The 19,033-nt window shown below is 71.2% G+C and carries 16 protein-coding genes; 9 read left to right on the top strand and 7 right to left on the bottom strand.

From position 1 onward, the window contains the following. Nucleotides 1–66 precede the first annotated feature (66 nt). Nucleotides 67–792 carry a GntR family transcriptional regulator gene (locus N864_RS04695; RefSeq protein ID WP_051518206.1) on the bottom strand — a complete coding sequence of 242 codons (726 nt, stop codon included), beginning with the start codon at nt 790–792 and terminating at the stop codon, nt 67–69. Nucleotides 793–941: 149 nt separating this feature from the next. On the opposite strand from N864_RS04695, the gene N864_RS04690 reads away from it, so the two are divergent. Further along, entirely contained in the window at nt 942–2,111 is a 1,170-nt protein-coding gene (locus tag N864_RS04690; RefSeq protein WP_240474209.1) for an alpha/beta hydrolase family protein, read from the top strand. Nucleotides 2,112–2,201: 90 nt separating this feature from the next. Here N864_RS04690 and N864_RS04685 read toward each other — a convergent pair whose 3' ends face one another. The 6 genes from N864_RS04685 to N864_RS04660 all read right to left on the bottom strand — a co-directional run bounded on the left by N864_RS04685 (nt 2,202) and on the right by N864_RS04660 (nt 10,598). Then, a complete protein-coding gene (locus N864_RS04685) occupies nt 2,202–3,620 on the bottom strand; it encodes a glycosyltransferase (RefSeq protein ID WP_051518205.1) in 1,419 nt (472 codons plus the stop codon). A gap of 108 nt (nt 3,621–3,728) precedes the next feature. After that, nucleotides 3,729–4,328: a short chain dehydrogenase gene (locus N864_RS04680; RefSeq protein ID WP_034714038.1), complete on the bottom strand. Its 600-nt coding sequence runs from the start codon at nt 4,326–4,328 to the stop codon at nt 3,729–3,731. An 11-nt stretch (nt 4,329–4,339) separates the two neighbouring features. Continuing rightward, nucleotides 4,340–5,911 (bottom strand): L-piperidine-6-carboxylate dehydrogenase, encoded by a 1,572-nt coding sequence (gene amaB, locus N864_RS04675; RefSeq protein ID WP_051518204.1) that lies wholly within the window; start codon nt 5,909–5,911, stop codon nt 4,340–4,342. Nucleotides 5,912–5,998: 87 nt separating this feature from the next. Further along, nucleotides 5,999–7,156, bottom strand: coding sequence for an NAD(P)/FAD-dependent oxidoreductase (locus N864_RS04670; RefSeq protein WP_034714037.1), 1,158 nt, complete (start codon nt 7,154–7,156; stop codon nt 5,999–6,001). Then, nucleotides 7,153–9,423 carry a thiamine pyrophosphate-dependent enzyme gene (locus tag N864_RS04665; RefSeq protein ID WP_051518203.1) on the bottom strand — a complete coding sequence of 757 codons (2,271 nt, stop codon included), beginning with the start codon at nt 9,421–9,423 and terminating at the stop codon, nt 7,153–7,155. Before N864_RS04665 ends, N864_RS04670 begins: the two co-directional genes overlap by 4 nt. Further along, complete coding sequence (locus N864_RS04660; RefSeq protein WP_240474208.1) at nt 9,420–10,598, bottom strand: Glu/Leu/Phe/Val family dehydrogenase; 1,179 nt, start codon at nt 10,596–10,598, stop codon at nt 9,420–9,422. The genes N864_RS04665 and N864_RS04660 overlap by 4 nt, the downstream gene beginning before the upstream one ends. 206 nt (nt 10,599–10,804) lie before the next feature. Here N864_RS04660 and N864_RS04655 point away from each other — a divergent pair, with 206 nt between their 5' ends. From N864_RS04655 to N864_RS04620, 8 genes are all read left to right on the top strand, one after another. Then, nucleotides 10,805–11,800: an ornithine cyclodeaminase family protein gene (locus tag N864_RS04655; RefSeq protein WP_034714034.1), complete on the top strand. Its 996-nt coding sequence runs from the start codon at nt 10,805–10,807 to the stop codon at nt 11,798–11,800. Nucleotides 11,801–11,994: 194 nt separating this feature from the next. Next, nucleotides 11,995–12,738, top strand: a complete 744-nt coding sequence (locus N864_RS04650) for an amino acid ABC transporter ATP-binding protein (RefSeq protein ID WP_034714055.1) — start codon at nt 11,995–11,997, stop codon at nt 12,736–12,738. Between the two features lies 1 nt (nt 12,739). Further along, nucleotides 12,740–13,378 (top strand): amino acid ABC transporter permease, encoded by a 639-nt coding sequence (locus N864_RS04645; protein ID WP_034714032.1) that lies wholly within the window; start codon nt 12,740–12,742, stop codon nt 13,376–13,378. Beyond that, nucleotides 13,375–14,031, top strand: coding sequence for an amino acid ABC transporter permease (locus N864_RS04640; RefSeq protein ID WP_034714030.1), 657 nt, complete (start codon nt 13,375–13,377; stop codon nt 14,029–14,031). The genes N864_RS04645 and N864_RS04640 overlap by 4 nt, the downstream gene beginning before the upstream one ends. 96 nt (nt 14,032–14,127) lie before the next feature. Continuing rightward, entirely contained in the window at nt 14,128–14,961 is an 834-nt protein-coding gene (locus N864_RS04635) for a substrate-binding periplasmic protein (protein ID WP_162164497.1), read from the top strand. A 27-nt stretch (nt 14,962–14,988) separates the two neighbouring features. Continuing rightward, complete coding sequence (locus N864_RS04630; RefSeq protein WP_081793377.1) at nt 14,989–16,056, top strand: hypothetical protein; 1,068 nt, start codon at nt 14,989–14,991, stop codon at nt 16,054–16,056. Then, nucleotides 16,056–18,002 carry an oxidoreductase gene (locus tag N864_RS23480; RefSeq protein ID WP_051518202.1) on the top strand — a complete coding sequence of 649 codons (1,947 nt, stop codon included), beginning with the start codon at nt 16,056–16,058 and terminating at the stop codon, nt 18,000–18,002. The genes N864_RS04630 and N864_RS23480 overlap by 1 nt, the downstream gene beginning before the upstream one ends. 97 nt (nt 18,003–18,099) lie before the next feature. Then, a complete protein-coding gene (locus N864_RS04620) occupies nt 18,100–19,023 on the top strand; it encodes a LysR family transcriptional regulator (protein ID WP_034714026.1) in 924 nt (307 codons plus the stop codon). Nucleotides 19,024–19,033: the final 10 nt, after the last annotated feature.

Genomic DNA, 19,033 nt, shown 5'->3' with positions numbered 1-19,033 from the left:
GGCCGGCGCGGTCGATCGACGGCATTGAGCCCGCCGGCACCCCGCGCGTGGCGGGCCGCAGCGGCCTCAGCCCAGGATGCGGCTCGCGTGCACGCCGCCGGCGGCGTCGACGCGCAGGTCCGGTCGCGGGGTGTGGAAGACCTGGGCCGAGCGACCGTAGGAGCTGCGGATGTGCTCGACCATCGCGGCCTCGGCCGCCTCCGGGTCGCACTCCCGGATCGCGTCGAGGATGCGCCGGTGCTCCTCGATGGTGCGCTCGCCGTTGACGTCGACCGCGGAGAGCCGGAAGACGTGCAGGTGACAGTGCGACGACGCGTAGGCCGACTGGACCACCTCGTTGCCGGTGGCGGCGAGGATCATCGCGTGGAACCGGGTGTCGTGGCCGAGCAGCTCCTGGCGCACGTTCTCGCCGCCGGCCACCTCGGCGAAGGTCCGCAGCTCGGCGTCGAGCCCCGCGCCGGGGTTGGAGAGACGGTCGGTGGCTGCGGCGCGGGCGGCCCACGGCTCGACGAGCAGCCGGAACTCGAAGACCGAGCGGAGCCCCGCGAGATCGAGGACCGGCGTGGTGCGATAGCCCCGGCCCGGGGCGTAGACGAGCAGGTCGTCGGCCTCCAGGCGTTGGAGCGCTTCACGCACGGGTGTCTGGGAGACGCCGAGACGCCGCGCGATGGCGTCGATGTTCATCCGCTGGCCCGGCGGGATCTCGCCATCGACGATCGGCACGCGCAACGCGGTGTAGACCCGGGTGACCGTCGCGCCGTACTCCCTGCCCTCCGACTTCGACGATGCCATGTCACCAGCCTCACTTTTCGTGCACGATTTGAATGAACAGTATATGTTCCACCGCGTGCCGTCCTCGGTACGCCCATGCTGCCGCTCCGCGGCGCGGGCGCCAACGGTCGCTCTTGGCACCGTGCCGGTGCCGCCGGGACACTCGAGAGGTGCGGACCACGACGAGCGCACCCCGGGGCCGGGTGCCCGCCATCACGACAGCGATCCTCGCGCGATCGACGGCAAGGACGACCGCGGCCACAGCGCTCGTGGCGGCGATGCTCGCGATCAGCGGCTGCACCGCCGCTCCCCGGCCGGGCGCGACCTTGACGACCACGGCGAGGACCATGTCGAACACCCACGCCAGCCAGCGGGCCGGCGACACCAGCGGCACGACGCCACCAACTGCCACACCACCGGCCGTCACGCCCACCCGCGCCACCTCGAGCGCGACGCGCTCCCCCGCGACCCCCGACCCCGCCAGCATCGAGGCGCTCGTCGACGCGCACTACGACGGGCGCAACCTGCGCCTTGGGCGCGAGGGCGGCAGCACCGCCGCCTACCGGCAGTACTTCGTCACGTACCAGGGCGACGGCCTGACGATCTCCGGGCGCATCAACATCCCCCGCGGCCCGGGCCCCTTCCCCGCGGTCGTCCTCGCCCACGGCTACGTCCCGATCGCCGACTACACCAACGGCGCGACGATGCTGCGCGAGCGGGACTACCTCGCCCGCCACGGCTACGTCACGCTGCACATCGACTATCGCAACCACGCCCAGTCGAGCGACGACCCGCGGCTCGAGGCCGACCTGCGCACGGGCTATGTCAAGGACGCCATCAACGCGGGCCTGGCTCTGCGCCAGTTCAATTCGGTCGATCCAGAACGGATCGGGATCATCGGCAGGTCGATGGGTGGGGGGGTCGTCTATGGGGCCCTCGTCGCCCGGCCGGACCTGTTCAGGGCCGGCGTCGCCTACAGCCCGGTCAGCTCCGACACCGTCGACACCTTCACCAAGTGGATCCGGCCCGACCGGTCCCACTCGAGCGCGGTCCGCGAGATCTTGGCGCGCCTCGGCACGCCCGAGGCGCAGCCGGCGAGGTGGGCCACCACGAGCCCGCGCACCTACTTCAGCCGGATCACCGCCCCGATCCTGATCCACCACGGCACGGCCGACGCGGAGTGCCCGATCCAGTGGTCCGAGGAGACCGTCGCGGCGTTGCGGGCCGCTGGCAAGCAGGTCACCTTCGACGTCTACCCGGGCCAGCCGCACACCTTCACGAGCCAGTGGCCGCTGTCGATCCGCCGCACCGCAGCCTTCCTCGACGAGCACCTCCGCTGAGCCGGGCACGCGGGAGCCGCGCCCGACGCGCGAGCCGGGCCCGATACGCGGACCCGGCTGAGCGGCATACAAGCTGGCGGGTAGGGCGCCTCAGGCCACGAGGCTCATGAGCAGCTCGACCCACTGGATTAGCTGCCGGTCACCGAGGAAGTCGCGGTGGACCCGCGCCTGCCCGCGCCCACCCATCGAGGTGCGCAGCCCGGGGTCCCGGAGCAGCTCGACGACGCGGGCGCCGAAGTGGGCGAGGTCGGCCGGGTCGTCGAGGAGGAAGCCCTCGGTCCCGTCGGTGACCTGGTCGCGGATCCCGCCGACGGCGCTCGCGACGACCGGCCGGGCCTTCCACAGCGCCTCGGTCAGCGTCAGCCCGAACCCCTCGGCCAGGCTCTTCTGGACGACGACCGTCGCGTGCCGCTGGAGGGCGTTGACGATGAAGGCGTTCTCGTCGACGTCGTCCATCGGCAGGGTGGCGAGGTGGCACCTGCTGCGGACCTGCGCGGGCATCGCTTCCCAGACGGCGCGGCACTCCGCGTAGACGACCGCACCCTCCGGGTCGTCGGTCACGCCGCGGACCTCCGGACCGGCGAGCAGCAGGTGCGCGTCCGGCAGGTGGGGAGCGACGTGGTCGGCGAAGCCGGTCAGCACCCCGGTCATGTCCTTGAGACGGTCCCACCGGCTGACCTGCACGACGAGTGGCGCCGTGACCGGCGGCGGCGCGTTCGTGACGAGGTCGACGTGCCGGCGCAGCACGCCTTCGTGCCCGGCCCGCCGGTGGAAGTGGATGCCGTCGGGCTCCAGACGGTTACGGACCAGGCCGACCTCGAGCAGGACCCGCTTGGTCTGCCGGTCGTCCATCGGGCGGTTCTTCGTCGAGTACGGGTCGATCGAGGGCTGGATGACGACCGCCCGCTCCCGGGGGACCCAGTCGGGCACGTAGCTCGCCCTCGAGAAGACGAAGGCCTCGGCGGCCAGGACGTACTCGCGCAGGAACTGCCAGCCCCGCTCGGTGCTCTCGTTCGTGTCGTCGCGCCCGATGTGGCAGCGCCACACGACATGGGCCCCGAGCTGGCGCAGCCCCGCGCCCAGACCCGCCGTCTGCGGGTCGTGCAGCAGCACGAAGTCGCCGGCACGGACCAGTCCCTGCAGCTGCTCGAGGTTCGCCTGCATGACCCGTTCGTAGTGGGCGCGGTCCTGCGGCCCGAACCGCTCGCGGTCGACGAGGGAGCCGTGCAGCGCGTTGTGGATCGCCTTCGTGATCTCGAAGAACGTCGGGTCACCCTTGAGGACCAGCCACCGGGTGTCGACCTCCGCCCCCCGCGCGTAGGCGAGCATGGTCTGCAGCATCTCCGCGACACCGCCGCCGGAGGCCGTCGAGTTGACGTTCCACACCACCCGACCGGCGAGCGCCCCGCGCCCATGCTCCGCGGCGGCGAGGAACCGCCCCGCCCGCTCCGGTTCGAGCAGCTCCACGAGCGCCGCGAGCGGCTGGGCCTGGATCTCGACCGCCTCCACACCTCCATGGTGGTCCGGTGCCGGCCCAGCGGCATACGGAATGACCGTATGCCGCTGAGTTTCCTTCGAGCGTCCGCGCGGCGGGCGCGTGGCGTGAAGCGGCCTCCGTCAGAGGACGTATACGGCGCCGGTGTCCATCGACTCCACGGAGCGGACGTAGGCGTCGCCGACCCGGTCGCCGTCGACGAAGGGGAAGCCGGGGAACACCGAGGCGTAGTGCTCCCGGGACTCGGTCAGCACCGTCGGGCTGACGGCGTTGATGCGGAACCGGCCCCACAGCTCCGCGGCGCTGGTGCGCACCCACGACTCGAGGGCCCCGTTGACGGCCGCCGCGATGCTCGCCTCGGGCACCGGCTCTCGCGCCGTGATGCCGGTGATGAGGGTGAACGAGCCGCCGGGGCGGACCACGGCGGACCCCTGCCGCACCAGCTCGATCTGGCCGAGCAGCTTGTTGTCCAAGCCTGCCCGCCACTCGTCGCGGCCGAGCTCGTCCCACGGGCCGAAGGGCGTCCCTCCGGCCGTGGAGACGATCGCGTCGAGCCCGCTCAGGCCCGCGAGCAGCTCGCTGATCGACCCGGGGTCGGTGATGTCGACCGGGTGGGTCCCAGAGGTGCGGTGGGCCGCGACGACGTCGTGCCCGCGCGCACGCAAGGCACGACCCACGGCCTCACCGACCGTGCCCGACGCCCCGACATGGAGGATCTTCACGGCAGGCCCCCTCAGACGTCGAAGGTGACGCCCTGCGCGAGGGGCAGCTCACCGGAGTAGTTGATGGTGTTCGTCGCGCGGCGCATGTAGGCCCGCCAGGCGTCCGAGCCCGACTCGCGTCCGCCTCCGGTCTCCTTCTCGCCACCGAAGGCGCCGCCGATCTCCGCGCCCGACGTGCCGATGTTGACGTTGACGATGCCGCAGTCGGAGCCGCCCGCAGACATGAACAGCTCCGCCTCGACCTGGTCGCTGGTGAAGACGCTCGACGAGAGTCCTTGCGGGACTTCGTTGTTCAGCTCGATCGCCTCGGCGAACGTCGTGTAGGGCATGACATAGAGGATCGGTGCGAACGTCTCCTGGTGGACGACCTCGGTCTGCTCCGGCATCCGGATGACGGTGGGCCGGACGTAGAACGCGTCGGGCGCCGCATCGGCCAAGACACGGTCGCCGCCGGCGACGACCTCGCCCCCGGCCGCCTGGGCCTTCTCGATCGCGGCCGCGTAGGCCTCATACGCCCGCTCGTTCACGAGCGGGCCGACGAGGGTCCCGTCCGACATGGGGTCGCCGATCGGCAGCTTCTCGTAAGCGGCCGCGACCCGCTCCACGACGCTGTCGATGACCGACTCGTGCGCGATGACCCGGCGCATGGTCGTGCACCGCTGCCCCGCCGTGCCGGCAGCGGCGAAGACGATGCCCCGGGTCGTGAGGTCGAGGTCGGCGCTCGGAGCGACGATCGCCGCGTTGTTGCCGCCCAGCTCGAGCAGGCTGCGCCCGAAGCGCTCGGCGAGGCGCGGCCCGACCGCGCGGCCCATCCGCGTCGAGCCGGTCGCGCTGACGAGGGCCACGCGCCGGTTGTCGACGAGCGCCTCGCCGACCTCCGCCCCGCCGATGACGACCTGCGACACGTCGGTGGAATAGCCCGCCTCGCTGAGGGCCCGCTGCAGCAGCGCGTTGGCGGCGAGCGCACAGAGCGGTGCCGTCTCGGACGGCTTCCAGATGACGGTGTCGCCACAGACCAGCGCGACGGCGGTGTTCCACGACCAGACCGCGACCGGGAAGTTGAACGCGGAGATCACTCCGACGACCCCGAGCGGGTGCCAGGTCTCCATGAGCCGGTGCCCGGGACGCTCGGACGTCATCGTGCGCCCGAACAGCTGCCGGGAGAGCCCGACGGCGTAGTCGCAGATGTCGATCATCTCCTGCACCTCGCCACGCGCCTCCGAGGTGATCTTGCCGACCTCGATGCTGATCAGGGTGGCCAGGTCCTCCTTGTGCTGGGTCAGCAGCTCGCCCAGCCGCTTGACGACTGCCCCGCGCACCGGAGCCGGCACGAGACGCCACTCCTTGAAGGCGGCGTGGGCGCGGGCCACCGCCTCGTCGACCTCCGACACCTGCGCCCAGCGCAGGGACGAGACCGTCGCGCCGTTGACCGGGGACGTCCCCTCGCGGTCACCGGCCACGGCGTCGAGGTCCACGCCACAGCGACCGGCCGCCTCGGCGGCCCTGCGGCGCAGCTCCTCGGCTGCCGGCAGGGTGGCGCTGGTCGTCTCGATCCGGTCCTGGGTGGGGGTGCTGCTCGTCATGGGGACTCCTTCGTCATGATGCTCGGTACTGCTGCTGGCACGTCGTGCGCCGCGGGTAGCGCGGTGACCGTCTCGCGTCGTGGTCAGTCAGACGATGTTCTTCTCGTGGTGGAGCACGGCATGCTCGAACCGTCGCGCGTCGAACGCCGACACGTCGACGAACGGCGCCTCGCCGCGCCAGAGCGAGCACATCACCTCACCCATCGCCGGGCCGAGCAGGAAGCCGTGCCCGGAGAACCCGGTCGCGTAGAGGAATCGGCTCACGTCGGGCGCCTCGCCGATCAGGCCGTTGTGGTCCGGGGTGACCTCGTATAGGCCTGCCCAGCCACTCGCGATCCCGACCTCGCCGAGCGAGGGGGCGCGGCGCTCGATGGCCTCGGCCAGGCCGGGCAGCCACTCGTCGCCCCGGCTCAGCTTGAAGCCCGGCGTCTCGTTGCGGTCGGACATGCCGACGAGCATGCCCGGGCCCTCCTCGTGGAAGTAGAAGGTCGTCGAGAAGTCGATCGTCATCGGCATGGTGCGGTTCAGGTCCGCGATGGGCTCGGTGACGACGATCTGGCGCCGGACCGGGTCGACCGGCAGGTCGACCCCGAACCACTCGCCGACGGTGCGGGACCACGCGCCGGCACAGCAGACCACCGTCCCGGTCTCGACCGTTCCCGCCTCCGTCTCGACGGCGCGGATCGTCCCGTCGACGACGACGCCGCCGGTCACCCGACAGTTCGGGACGAGGGTGGCCCCGGCCCGGCGGGCAGCGCGCGCGTAGCCCAGAACGACCGACTCGGGCGTGCAGTGTCCGTCCCGAGGGGCGTAGGCGGCGGCGAGGACCCCGTCGGTGCTGATGATCGGGGCGAGCCGCTTCGCCTCCGCCGGGTCGATCATGCGGGCGTCCACGCCGAGCGACTGCTGCAGCGCGACGCTCCGCTCGAAGTCCGCCACGTCGGCCGGGTCGTCGAGCAGGAAGAGGTAGCCGTTCTGGACGAGGTCGATCTCTTGGTCGAACAGCTCGTCGAACCGCTCGAAGACGTCGAGGCCGTAGTTGCCCATGACGATGTTGGCCTCGTCGCTGAACGAGGCCCGCACGCCGCCGGCCGCCTTGCACGTCGACCCGGCCCCGAACGAGCCCTGGTCGAGCAGCAGGACGCTGCCTGCGCCGCTTCTGGCGAGGTTGTAGGCGGTGCTGAGGCCGATCACGCCACCGCCGATGACGACGACGTCCGCGCGGCTGGGAAGTCGCGTGCTCACAGGGTCCCTCCTAGCAGGGCGTCGATGATGTCCTCCTCAGACAGGAGCACCGTGCTCGCTGCGGGACCGAGAGGAATGATGCTGTCCTTGCTCGTGACTCGTGAAATCGCGCCCCGGTAACCGCCGTCGACGAGGGCCGTGACGACGCCCTCGGAGACGCCTCCGCTGCGGCGCGTCTCGTCGACGACGAGGACCCGGTCGAATCCGCGGGCTCGCTGAAGCAGGTCGTCGACCGGCAGCGGGGCGAGCCAGCGCAGGTCGTAGACCGTGGTGCGCGGAGCCGATCGGCCATGGCGGGCGGCCCGCTCCTCGGCCGCGGCGACCGCTCGGAGGCTCATCGGGACGCCGTTGCCGAAGGTCACGACGAGCACGTCGCCGCCCTCGCCGTGGGTCGCGCCGACGCCGGGCTCCGCGCGGTCGTGGCCCCATGTCTCGGGGGGCGCGTATGGCGCTGTCCACGCTCCGTCCCCGGGAGCGAGGTCGCGCGTGTGGTAGAGCGCGATGGGCTCGAGGAGCACGCAGACCCGGCTCTCCTCGCGGGCGAAGGCGGCCATGGCGCGGACGAGGCGCGGGGCCTCCGCGGCACTCGACGGGGTGGCCAGGACGAGCCCGGGGATGTCCCGGAGCACGGCCACGGAGTTGTCGTTGTGGTAGTGCCCGCCGAAACCCTTCTGGTAGGCGAGCCCCTGGACCCGCACGAGCATGCCGTTGCCGAACTGGCCGTTGGAGAAGAACCGGAGCGTGGCCGCCTCCCCGCGCAGCTGGTCCTCGGCGTTGTGCAGGTAGGCGAGGTACTGGATCTCCGGCACGGGAAGGAACCCGGCGAGCGCCGAGCCGAGGGCGGTGCCGAGGATGGTCTGCTCGTCGAGCAGGGTGTCGAAGACCCGTTGGGCACCGAAGCGCTTGCGCAGCCCGCGGGTCACCCCGTAGACACCGCCCTTGGCAGCGACGTCCTCGCCGAAGACGACGACCTCGCGGTGCAGGGCCATCAGGTCGGTCAGGGCGGCGTTGATCGACTGGGCCAGCGTGAGCGGGCCGGAGTCCTCCGGCAGCTTCCCACCGAAGGCCGCCTCCCGGCCGGCGGCGGGCGCGGACGCAGCGGACGCGGCACGGACCTGTGCGGGACTGCGCTCGGTGAGCGGCCGCATCACGGCCTCCGCGGAGTCGAGGCGCCGGACGGGCATGAGCCGCTTGGCGCGCTCCTCGACCTGCCTGCGGACCTGCTCGTAGCGCTCGACGAGCTCGTCCGTGGTCTGCACCCGGCGTGCGTGGAGGGCGCGCGCCGTGGCGACGAGGGGGTCAGCGGCATAGTCGCGCTCGATCTCGCGGCGGCTCCGGTAGGCCAGCTCGACGTCCGAGCCGGCGTGCCCCATGAGTCGGACCGTCGACAGGTGCAGGATCACCGGCTTGCGCTCGGTCCGGACCCGCTCGACCGCCTCGGCGGCCACGGCGAGGCACTGCTCGGGGTCGGTGCCGTCCGCCGCGACGTAGTCGAAGCCGGGCAGCGACTCCAAGGTGCGTCGGGTCCACCCGCTCGGCGTGCGGACGCTGATGCCGATGCCGTTGTCCTCGCACAGGACCAGCAGCGGCAACGGCACGCCGCGGTGGGCGAGCTGCCCGGCCGCGTTGAGGGCGCCGATCGCGGTGGAGTGGTTGACCGACGCGTCCCCGAGACTGGTCACCACGACGGCGTCGCCCGGGACGGGGGTGGCGACACCGAGGGGGCCTCGCCGGTCGAGCGCAAAAGCCATCCCGAGCGCCCGCGGCACGTGCGAGGCGATCGTCGAGGTCTGCGGGATCACCATCAGCTCGGGGTGGCCGAACACCTTGTGCCGGCCGCCGGAGATCGGGTCGTCGACCGAGCACGTCAGGCTGCGCAGGATGTCCGCCGCAGCGTCGCTGCCGGGCACCTGGCCGGCCCGGGCACAGTAGAACCCGCCGGATCGGTAGTGCAGCAGGGCGGGATCGCTCGGCCGCAGGGCCAGAGCCACCGCGGCGTTGGACTCGTGCCCGCTCGAACCGATCGTGTAGAACCCCTCCCCCTGCGCCTGCAGGTAGCGTGCCGCGAAGTCGAGGTGGCGCGAGAGCAGCTGCGCCTCGAAGAGGTCGAGCAGGAGCGCGTCGGAGACCCCCGTCCGGGCGGTGTCCCCCGGCTCCGCGGCGGTCCCTGAGTCGGTGACGGTCCCGGGGTCGGCCGTGTGACCGGTCAGGTGACCGGTCCAGCTGCGCACCTCTTGCAGGAAGTGCTCGTCGATCGGCCCGCTCATGCCGACAGTCTCCTCACTGCCTGCCCGTCCCGGCGCAGCTGTCCACGCATGCGCATCGCCTCCCGGACCCGGTCCTGGGCCATCGCGAGCGCGGCGTCGTAGGTCGTGCACTGGCGACGGACGCTGTCCTCGAGCACGGCGACGGCGTTGGGCCGCAGCTTCGCCGAGACCATGTCGAAGATGCGCGACTCGTCCACCGTGAAGGCGGAGTTGCGTGCGTCCATGGAGTAGGCCGCCGCGATGATGCCCCCGGCGTTGGCGATGAAGTCGGGCACCACGGCGACGCCGCGGGCGTGCAGCACCTCCCGGGCCTCGGGGCTCGTCGGCAGGTTCGCCCCCTCCACGACGAGCCGGGCGCTGAGGCGCCCGGCGAGGTCACGGTCGATGACGTCCTGGCGCGCGGCCGGCACGAGGACGTCGCAGTCGAGCAGGAGGGCGTCGTCCACGGGGGCGAGTCGCAGGCCGTAGTCGCGTATGCCGCTGTCGCCGGCCTCCGCGCGCAGCGTCAGGAGCCGCTCGACGTCGAGACCGTCGGGGTCGCTCACCGTGCCCTCGGCGTTCGAGACACCGACCACGGTGGCGCCCAGTTCGACGAGGCGGCGGGCCGCATGGGCTCCGACGGCACCGAAGCCCTGGATGACGACCCGGCTGCCGGTCAGCTCGCCCCCGAGGTGACGCGTCGCCGCGTCCACGGCCTCCGCCACCCCAAACCCGGTCACACCGAGCTGGTCGTACGGCGTGCCGCCGAGACAGCGGGGCAGCCCCGTCGACACGCCGCGGCTGCGCAGCTCGTCCACGAAGATGGCGGCATCTGACTCCGCCATCCCCATGTCGAGGCCGAAGACGTAGTGCTCGGGCACCTGGTCGGCCAGGGCCCGGGCGAACGCGCGCAGGATCTCCTCCTTGTTCGGCGCGTTGGGGTCACCGAGGATCCCCGCCTTGGCGCCGCCATGGAAGAGGTCCACTGCGGCCCACTTCCATGTCATGGTGCGAGCGAGCCGGGCCACCTCGCGAACCGTCAGGTTCGCGCTCATCCGGGTGCCGCCCTTGCCGGTGCCGCGTGCGGTGTTGTCCAGCACGAGGACTCCGCGCATCCCCGTCCGCCGGTCGGAGACGCAGACGACCCGCTCCGGACCCCAGGCATCCATCAGGTCAAAGACGTCAGTGTCTGGCACAGCTACCTCACTTCGATGTGGTCGTGTCCCCTCGGGACAGCTCCGACAGGGAAACGATGTGACATCGGCAGCGGCGTCCACCAGTTCCTGAGAGCGCCAAGTTGTTGGGTCTGCCCCAGCAACACTGGTCCTCCAGAGGTGGTGAGCAGACCGCCACCGCAGGCAGATTGGCGACGACGTCAGCGCCAACCGACAACGAGGTCACGATGCGTGGTTCCCAACCGGGTCTGCTTGCCCTGTCCGAGCAGGATGTCCGTCAGCTGTTGGACGAGGCGACCGCCCTCGAGTCGCAGCGGCACGCGTTCCGGGCCCTCGGCCTGGGACAGGCCCAGCAGCCGGGCCGCATCCTCATGGAGGGACCCGACAACACGAGCACGTTCTGCTACGCCGCCCAGGTGGATGCGACCAGCGGGGCTGTCTGCAAGTTCGGCGGCGTCGTGCCGGGCAACGTCGACCGCGGGCTGCCGAGCATCTCCGCAGTGATCGTGGTCCTCGACCCCGACACCGGGATCCCGGCAGCCCTCGTCGACGGCACCTCCGTCACCACCATCCGGACGTCGGCGGCCAGCGCGGTCGCGGCCGAGCACCTCGCCGCGCCCGGCTCGTCCGTCCTTGCCATCGTCGGTTCGGGTGTCCAGGCAGAGGCACACGTCCGGCTCATGCGTCATGTCCTGCCGCTTCGGCAGGTGCGTCTCGTCGGCCGCACCCGGCCCTCCGCCGAAGCGATGGCCGGCAGGCTGAGGGACGAGCTCGACCTCGACGTCCGGGCCGTCGCCACCGCCCAGGAGGCCCTCAGCGGGGCCCACGTCGTCGTCACGGCGACGACGTCGCAGTCGCCGGTCTTCGACCACGCCGACCTGGCCCCCGGGGCCACCGTGATCAGCGTCGGTTCCTATGCGGCAGGACGGTGCGAGGTCCCCCGGGACACCGTGCTCGCCGCCGAGTCCGTCGTCGTCGACCACCGAGAGGTGGCCGGTGAGCACGCCGGGCCGGTCGTGCAGGCGGTGGCGGACGGCGTGCTCGATCTCGGTGCGGTGGTCGAGCTCGGTGCCGTCGTGACGGGCCAGCAGCCGGGTCGGCGCACCGACGACGGGATCGTCTACTACAACAGCGTCGGCGTGGGCGTGCAGGACGCCGCAGCAGCAACGCTCCTCGTGCGCCGTGCCCGAGAGCACGGGCTCGGCAAGGCCATCGAGCTGTGACGCCGTCACGAGGAGCAGCCGGGGCGACAGCCACAGAGACGGTGGGCCTACCCCTCGGATCGGTGGGGCTCAGAGAGGTACACAACGACGCCGCGGCTCGGGCAAGGTTGCGGCACCTCGGGTTTCCCGGACGAAAGGAGGTGGGCACCGTGGCCCAGCCTGTCACTGATCCCGCCGCGGCGAAGTCCACTGGCATGGACGTCAGCCTCGAGCACATCGTCAAGGCGTACGGAGAGCACGTCGTCCTCGATGACGTCTCCCTGTCGGTCCGCGAGGGCGAGGTCTGCGCGATCATCGGCCCGAGCGGTGCCGGCAAGTCGACCCTGCTGCGCTGCATCAACCTGCTCGAGCGTCCCGACAGCGGCACCATCCGCGTCGGCGACACGACGATCGATGCCGGCCAGGAGGTCGGGGGCAAGCAGCTGCACGGCCTGCGTCGGCAGGTCGGCATGGTCTTCCAGTCGTTCAACCTCTTTCCCCACCTGACGGTGCTGCGCAACATCGCGCTGCCGCAGGAGCGGGTCCTCGGGCGCAGCCGCGCGGAGGCGGAGGACCGGGCGATGGAGCTGCTGCAGCGAGTCGGCTTGGGTGACAAGCCTGCCCAGTACCCGTCACGCTGCAGTGGCGGCCAGCAACAGCGCGTCGCCATTGCCCGCGCCCTCGCCCTCGACCCCAAGGTGATGCTCTTCGACGAGCCCACCTCCGCGCTCGACCCGGAGCTCGGTCTGGAGGTGCTCGCCGTGATGCGCGAGCTGGCCGACGAGGGCATGACCATGATCGTCGTGACGCACGAGATGCAGTTCGCTCGCGACGTCTCCGACCACCTCATCGTCATGGGGCACGGCACCGTCCTCGAGGAAGGCCAGCCGGAGAAGATCTTCACGGATCCCGCCACGGATCGGACCCGTCGGTTCCTGCGCGCGGTGCTGGAGCGCTGACATGGACTACGTCGGGCCGATTGCGAGCGGCATACCGATGTCGCTGCTCCTGACGGTGCTCGGCTTCGCCATCGGCGCCGTGGGCGGCATCCCGCTCGCACTCATGCGAAGGTCGCGGCTCCGCTCGGTGCGGTTCATCAGCCGCTCGATCATCGAGCTGTTGCGCGGCATCCCGCCGATCGTGTGGATCTTCCTCGTCTACTTCGGCATCGGCAACGGCCTGATCAAGGTGGAGCCGGTGCCGGCCGCCATCGTCGCGTTCGGGCTCATCTCGTGCGCGTACCTTGCCGAGATCTACCGCGGCGGCCTGTCGGCCGTGCACCGGGGGCAATGGGAGGCAGGCGTCGCGCTGGGCCTCAGCCACGGTGACCAGCTCGCCCGGATCATCGGCCCCCAGGTCATGCGCTACTCCATCCCGGCTGCGGCCACCTACGCGATCGGCCTGCTCAAGGACACCTCGATCGCCTTCACCATCGGCGCCCAGGAGATCCTCTTCTTCGCCGACAGCCAGGCGAAGCAGTCCTCGGATGCCTTGACGCCCTACCTCGTGGCGGCCGCAGCCTACATCATCCTCACCGTGCCCTGCGCGTGGTTCGCCCGCTCGGTCGATCGCCGCCTCCGCGTGAGGATCGCGTCATGACCGTGCTCCAGGACTGGCTCGGCTTCCTGCCCCAGCTCGCGTCGGGCCTGTGGGTCAGCGTCGTCGTCTGCCTTGCCGCGATCGTCGTCGGGCTGCCGCTCGGGCTGGCCCTCGCCCTCGGGTCGAGCGCGGGGAGCCGGGCCTTGCGATGGCCCGCCATCGCGGTCGTGGAGATCGGGCGAGGAGCACCCGCACTGGTCGTCCTCCAGGTCTTCTACTTCGGTCTGCCGAGTGCAGGGCTGACCCTGTCGTCCACGATGGCGGCCTGTCTCGCGCTCGCCCTCACCACCGCCGCCTACACGTCGGAGATCATCCGAGGTGGCCTGCAGGCAGTCCCCCGGGGAGAGCTGGAAGCGACCGAGGCGCTCGGGATGTCACGACCGGACGCGCTGCGCTTCGTCGTGATCCCACAAGGGATCCGCGTCGCGATCCCGCCCCTCATGGGGTTCGGCGTCCTGATCTTCCAGGCGACCTCACTCGCCTACACGATCGCCCTGCCGGAGCTGCTCGGACGCGCCTACAGCATCGGGTCGAGCACCTTCCAGTACCTCTCGGTGCTCGCACTGGCGGGCCTGATGTATGCCGCCGTGACGATCCCCGCCAGCCTGCTGACCGACCGGGTGGAGCGGCGGATGTCCCGCCACCTCGCCTGACCGGACCTGACCTCCGCACACCGTCGATCCACCACACCCAGCACCCCATCGCACCTCCGGCACCGATGCCGGAGGCGGACTGAAAGGCACATGCTCATGCGTCTACGCGCCACCATCGTGGGAGTCGCGATCCTCACCGCGCTCCCCCTCTCCGCCTGCGGAAGCCAGGGCTCCTCTGCTGACGTCGCGAAGGACTGCAAGCCCGCCCACAAGTTCTCGACGGTCACGGAGGGAAAGCTGACGGTTGCCGGCTACGACCTGCCGCCGTACGCGGCCCAGAGCGGCGGCAAGCTCACGGGAGTCGACCCCGACATCGTCGCCGAGATCGCCAAGATGGAGTGCCTGACCGTCGAGGCGAAGTGGATGGCGCCCGCCGCCGTGATCCCGACCGTCCAGAGCAACCGCGCCGACCTCGCCGTCGGCGACTGGTACCGCACCCAGGCACGAGCCAAGATCGTGAGCCTGAGTGACCCGATCTACGTCGACCAGATGGGCATCTCCTCCAAGGACGGCGTCGAGACGGTTGCTGCTCTCAAGGGCAAGAAGGTCGGCACGGTCGATGGCTACCTCTGGGTCGAGGACCTGAAGAAGTACCTCGGCGACTCGCTGCGGATCTACCCCTCGACCGTCAACATGAACCAGGACCTCAAGTCAGGGCGCATCGACATCGCCGTCGACTCCTACGGGTCGCAGAAGGTCACCAACCCGACGATGAAGATCATGGTGGCCAAGCCGGACCCCGCCGTTGCCGCCTCGCAGGAGGCTGCCCAGGCCTCCCTCCCGGTCCCGTCGGCCAACGCTGACCTGCTCAAGGCCATCAACGAGGACCTCAAGACGCTCCGGGACAACGGCAAGCTCAAGGAGATCCTCGTCAAGAACGGTCTCGACGGTTCGGCGGCCGACACCGGCGAAGCCCGCCTCATCTCCTGAGCGCCCGAGTGTGACCAAGGCTGAGCCGTGCTCCTGATCGAGGCGAGCGCCGTGCATGCGGCGCTGGACATCGAGCTGCTCATGGACGCACTCGAGGAGGCGCACCGTGGTCCGATGCCGGACCACGCCTGGCAGGTGCTCGAACAACCGGCCGCAGCCGGCCGGCAGGCGTTCCTGAGCCTGCCGGCCTGGCTGCCGGAGGACGGCCTCGGCGTGAAGCTCGTCTCGTCCTTCCCGAACAACCGTGAGCAGCACGGCCTGCCGACCGTGCACTCCCTCTATGTCTGGTTCGACCCGCGCACCGGAGTGCCCGTCGCACTGATGGACGGCGAGGCGCTGATCTTCCGGAAGACGGCGGCCGACTCCGCACTGGGATCCAGGTTCCTCTCACGGCCCGACTCGAGGACGTTGCTCATGGTCGGCGCCGGGGCACTGGCCCCCCACCTGGTCCGGGCCCACCTCGTGGCACGACCCGGCCTGCGTCACGTCGGGGTGTGGAACCGCACCCTCGTCTCGGCAGAAGCGCTCGTCGCTGATCTTGTCGCGACGGGCGTGGACGCGTTCGTCGTCGACCAGCTGGACGACGCGCTCGGGTCGGCCGACATCGTCAGCGCCGCCACGATGTCCAGCGACCCGATCATCAAGGGTGCCCTGCTGCGACCCGGGACCCATGTGGACCTCGTCGGCTCGTTCACGCCACAGATGCGAGAAGCGGACGATGCCCTGCTGCACCGGTCCGAGGTCTTCGTCGACTCCTACGGCGCGACGGAGCATTCGGGCGACTTCGTCGACCCCTGTGCACGCGGAGTGTTCTCCCTCGAAGACATCGCCGGTGACCTCACCGCCCTGGCCACCGGTTCGGCCGGCCGAAGCAGTCCCGCGGCGATCACCATGATGAAGAACGGTGGCGGCAGCCACCTCGACTACTTCACGGCGCGAGAGGTCCTCCGTGCCGTCGAGAGCGGGCGGGTCGCGAGCGGCATCAGCCGCATCTCCCTCGCCGCCCCGGGGCCTGCTGGCACCACGGGGTCAACCGATGGAGCAGCGCACCGAGCGGTGTCGCACGGTCACGAACCGACAGAAGGGACTCGATGATGAGCGAGTGGCTGCTGGACGAACCTCTGCAGGTCGGTCCACGAAGCCTCCGGGGGCGGGTCTTCCTCCCACCCCACCAGCCCGGCCTCGCCGAGGGCGGTCGGGTGAGCGACCGGTATGTCGCCTACCACCGCGAGCGAGCCCGCGCCGGGGTGGCCATGCAGATCACCGGCGCGACCCCCGTCGCGCCGTCGGTGGAGTGGTCCGACATCTGCCTCTGGAACATCGACGACAGCGTGGTCCCCGGCTACCGGCGTCTCGCCCGGGCCGTCCACGAAGAGGGCGGCACGATGCTCGCCCAGCTGGCCCATCCCGGCCCCACCGAGTTCGAGGGGCCCGAGGTCATCTCGGCCTCCCGGGTCTTCTCCGAGGTGACGCGACAGGTGGCGGTGCCGGCCACGGCCGAGCAGCTCGCCCGAGTCGTCGAGCAATACGCCGAGGCTGCGGAGCGGTGCCGGCGGGGCGACCTCGACGGGGTGGAGATCAGCATGGCGCACGGGTTGCTGCTCGCCGCGTTCCTGTCTCCCCTCACGAACCACCGAGACGACGAGTTCGGTGGCGACTTCGAGCGTCGTCTCGAGCTACCCCGCCGAGTGCTGCGAGCGGTGCGCGAGGCGGTCGGCCCGGACCTGATCCTCGGCATCCGGCTCGGTTCGGACGACCTCGTCGAGGGCGGGCTCACGCCCGTCGACGCCGCGCGGATCGCCCAGGCCTTCGAGTCCGATGTGGACTACATCAGCGTCATGGTCGGCAACAACAACCGGCTGGAGGCCCGGGTGCGGCACTGGCCGCCGACGCCGGCACAGCCGGGTCTCTTCCGGGGCGTCGCTCGCACCGTCAAGGCGGCAGTCTCCGTGCCGGTCGCCATGGTGGGGCGGGTCACCACCCTCTCGCTGGCCAACGACATCGTGGCCGCCGGTGACGCCGACCTGGTCGGCATCGTCCGGGGCCACATCGCGGACCCGGCCCTCATCATCAAGACCCGGGCGGGCCGCGCCTCGGACGTGCGGCCGTGCGTCGGCGTCAACGTCTGCACCAACGGGCTGCTCGCCGGGCGCACGCTGACCTGCATGGTCAACCCCGATGCGGGCGACCCGGGAGCGGCTGCGGCACGCGACCTCCAGGGCCACCGCTCCGTCGTCGTCGGCGCCGGCCCCGCCGGCCTCGAAGCGGCTCGCCGCCTGGCAGAGCGGGGCAGCGCGGTCACCCTGGTCGATCGAGCGTCGGCCATCGGGGGGCAGATGGCCGGCTGGACGGCCGCTCCCAGCCGGCTGGAGGTGCGGGACTTCCTCACCTGGCAGGAGCGCCAGCTGCGCCAGCTGGGGGTCGACATCAGGCTGGGCACGACTGCCGACCTCGACCTCGTGCAACACCTCGAGCCCGATGACGTCATCGTGGCCACAGGCGCCGTCCCGTCCGGGCTCGTGCTCCAGCACGACGACGGCACCGTGGCCCTCGTCGACCCCATTCGGGCGTTCTCCGAGCCACCCACTGGAACCGTCCTCGTGTTCGATGAGGTCGGCCAGCTCGACGGTGCACTCATCGCGGAGTTCCTTCACGCGGCCGGCACGACCGTCGTTCTCGCCACCTCCCGGCTCCACGTGGGCGAGGGCGAAGGCATCAACACGCTCTACCCGATGCTCCGCACCTTGGGCGACGCCGGAGTGCCCACGATCGAACGGGTCAGGCCCGTCGCGGTGCGCGACGGCGAGGTCCACCTGGCCGGCGTCTTCGGCGGTCCGGCCCGGCGGGTGCCGGCCGACGCGCTCGTGTGGTGGTCCGGCGGTGAGCCGGTCCTCGACCTGCACGGGACCTTGACCGGCGCCGGCCGCAACAGCCACCTGATCGGTGATGCCCTGCGTCCGCGACGGACCACGGACGCTGTCGCCGACGCCAAGGAGGCCGTCTCGACCATCACGGCCAGGCAGTCGGAACTCGTCTCGTGACGCTCTCGTCGCTCCGCCGGTGCCGGCACCCACGCCCTCGGCTGACCACGTGAGTCGGGGCGGCCTGGGCATGGCTGCGGCCGATACTCTGGGCGCCATGCTCAACCCGCTCCATCTGCGCACGCTGATGACGGTCGTCCGGACCGGCTCCTTCGCGGACGCAGCGAGGGAGCTCGGCTACACGGCCTCGGCCGTCTCCCAACAGATGGCGCTGCTGGAGCGGCAGGTCCGGATGCCGCTCTTCGACCGGTCGCCCCGCAGCGTCACCGCGACGCCGACCGCGGTGATGATCGCCGAACGTGCGCGCGAGTCGCTCTCGGCACTCGACGTCCTCGACGAGGAGGTCACCGGCCTCGCGCAGGGAAGACTCGGGGTGCTGCGGGTCGGCAGCTTCCCGACCGCGAGCCAACGGCTGCTGCCAGTCGCCCTTGCGCACTACCAGGACCGGCACCAGGGCGTGCACATCGAGCTGGACGAGGCCGAGGCCGACACTCTCGCCGCCCGCGTCGCCGATGGCCAGGGCGATCTCGCCCTCGCCTATCGCTACGACCTCGTGCCGCGATCGCTGCCCAACGGGCTGGGCTCGGAACGGCTGCTGCACGAGGAGCTGCTCCTCCTGCTGCCGGCCGACGACCCCATCGCCGATGCCGACGCCATTGCACTGACCGACCTGCAGGAGCGGACCTGGGTCACCACCCGCGTGGGCACTCCCGGGACCGAGTGCCTCCACCGGCTCTGCGCCGAGTCCGGTTTCGCGCCCCGGATCTCCTTCCGCAGCAACGACTATGCGGTGATCCACGAGTTCGTCCGGCGGGGCTTCGGCATCGCCCTCATCCCGGCGCTGAGCCACACACCGAGCTCCGGCATCCGGAGTCGGCGACTGGACGGAGTGACCGCCCGGCGCCACGTCCACGTGCTGGTGCGCTCGCGCATGCTCAATCCCGCCGTCGCCGACTTCGTGCAGTCGCTGCACGCCGCCGCCGCCCAGGTCGCCGAGGACCACCCCGACCTCTCCGCGTGACGGCGAAGAG

Source organism: Intrasporangium chromatireducens Q5-1, from assembly GCF_000576575.1.
GTDB classification, from domain to species: Bacteria; Actinomycetota; Actinomycetes; order Actinomycetales; family Dermatophilaceae; genus Intrasporangium_A; species Intrasporangium_A chromatireducens.
The sequence above is the reverse complement of the archived record's forward strand: the minus strand, read 5'-3'. Positions and strand labels throughout refer to the sequence as shown.

What these genes read in the sequence shown, in the direction of transcription:
- N864_RS04650 (WP_034714055.1), top strand. Translation starts at nt 11,995, where the DNA reads ATGGACGTCAGCCTCGAGCACATCGTCAAGGCGTACGGAGAGCACGTC.
- N864_RS04645 (WP_034714032.1), top strand. Translation starts at nt 12,740, where the DNA reads ATGGACTACGTCGGGCCGATTGCGAGCGGCATACCGATGTCGCTGCTC.
- N864_RS23480 (WP_051518202.1), top strand. Translation starts at nt 16,056, where the DNA reads ATGAGCGAGTGGCTGCTGGACGAACCTCTGCAGGTCGGTCCACGAAGC.
- N864_RS04620 (WP_034714026.1), top strand. Translation starts at nt 18,100, where the DNA reads ATGCTCAACCCGCTCCATCTGCGCACGCTGATGACGGTCGTCCGGACC.
- N864_RS04640 (WP_034714030.1), top strand. Translation starts at nt 13,375, where the DNA reads ATGACCGTGCTCCAGGACTGGCTCGGCTTCCTGCCCCAGCTCGCGTCG.
- amaB (WP_051518204.1), bottom strand. Translation starts at nt 5,911, where the DNA reads ATGACGAGCAGCACCCCCACCCAGGACCGGATCGAGACGACCAGCGCC.
- N864_RS04695 (WP_051518206.1), bottom strand. Translation starts at nt 792, where the DNA reads ATGGCATCGTCGAAGTCGGAGGGCAGGGAGTACGGCGCGACGGTCACC.
- N864_RS04635 (WP_162164497.1), top strand. Translation starts at nt 14,128, where the DNA reads ATGCGTCTACGCGCCACCATCGTGGGAGTCGCGATCCTCACCGCGCTC.
- N864_RS04665 (WP_051518203.1), bottom strand. Translation starts at nt 9,423, where the DNA reads ATGAGCGGGCCGATCGACGAGCACTTCCTGCAAGAGGTGCGCAGCTGG.
- N864_RS04655 (WP_034714034.1), top strand. Translation starts at nt 10,805, where the DNA reads ATGCGTGGTTCCCAACCGGGTCTGCTTGCCCTGTCCGAGCAGGATGTC.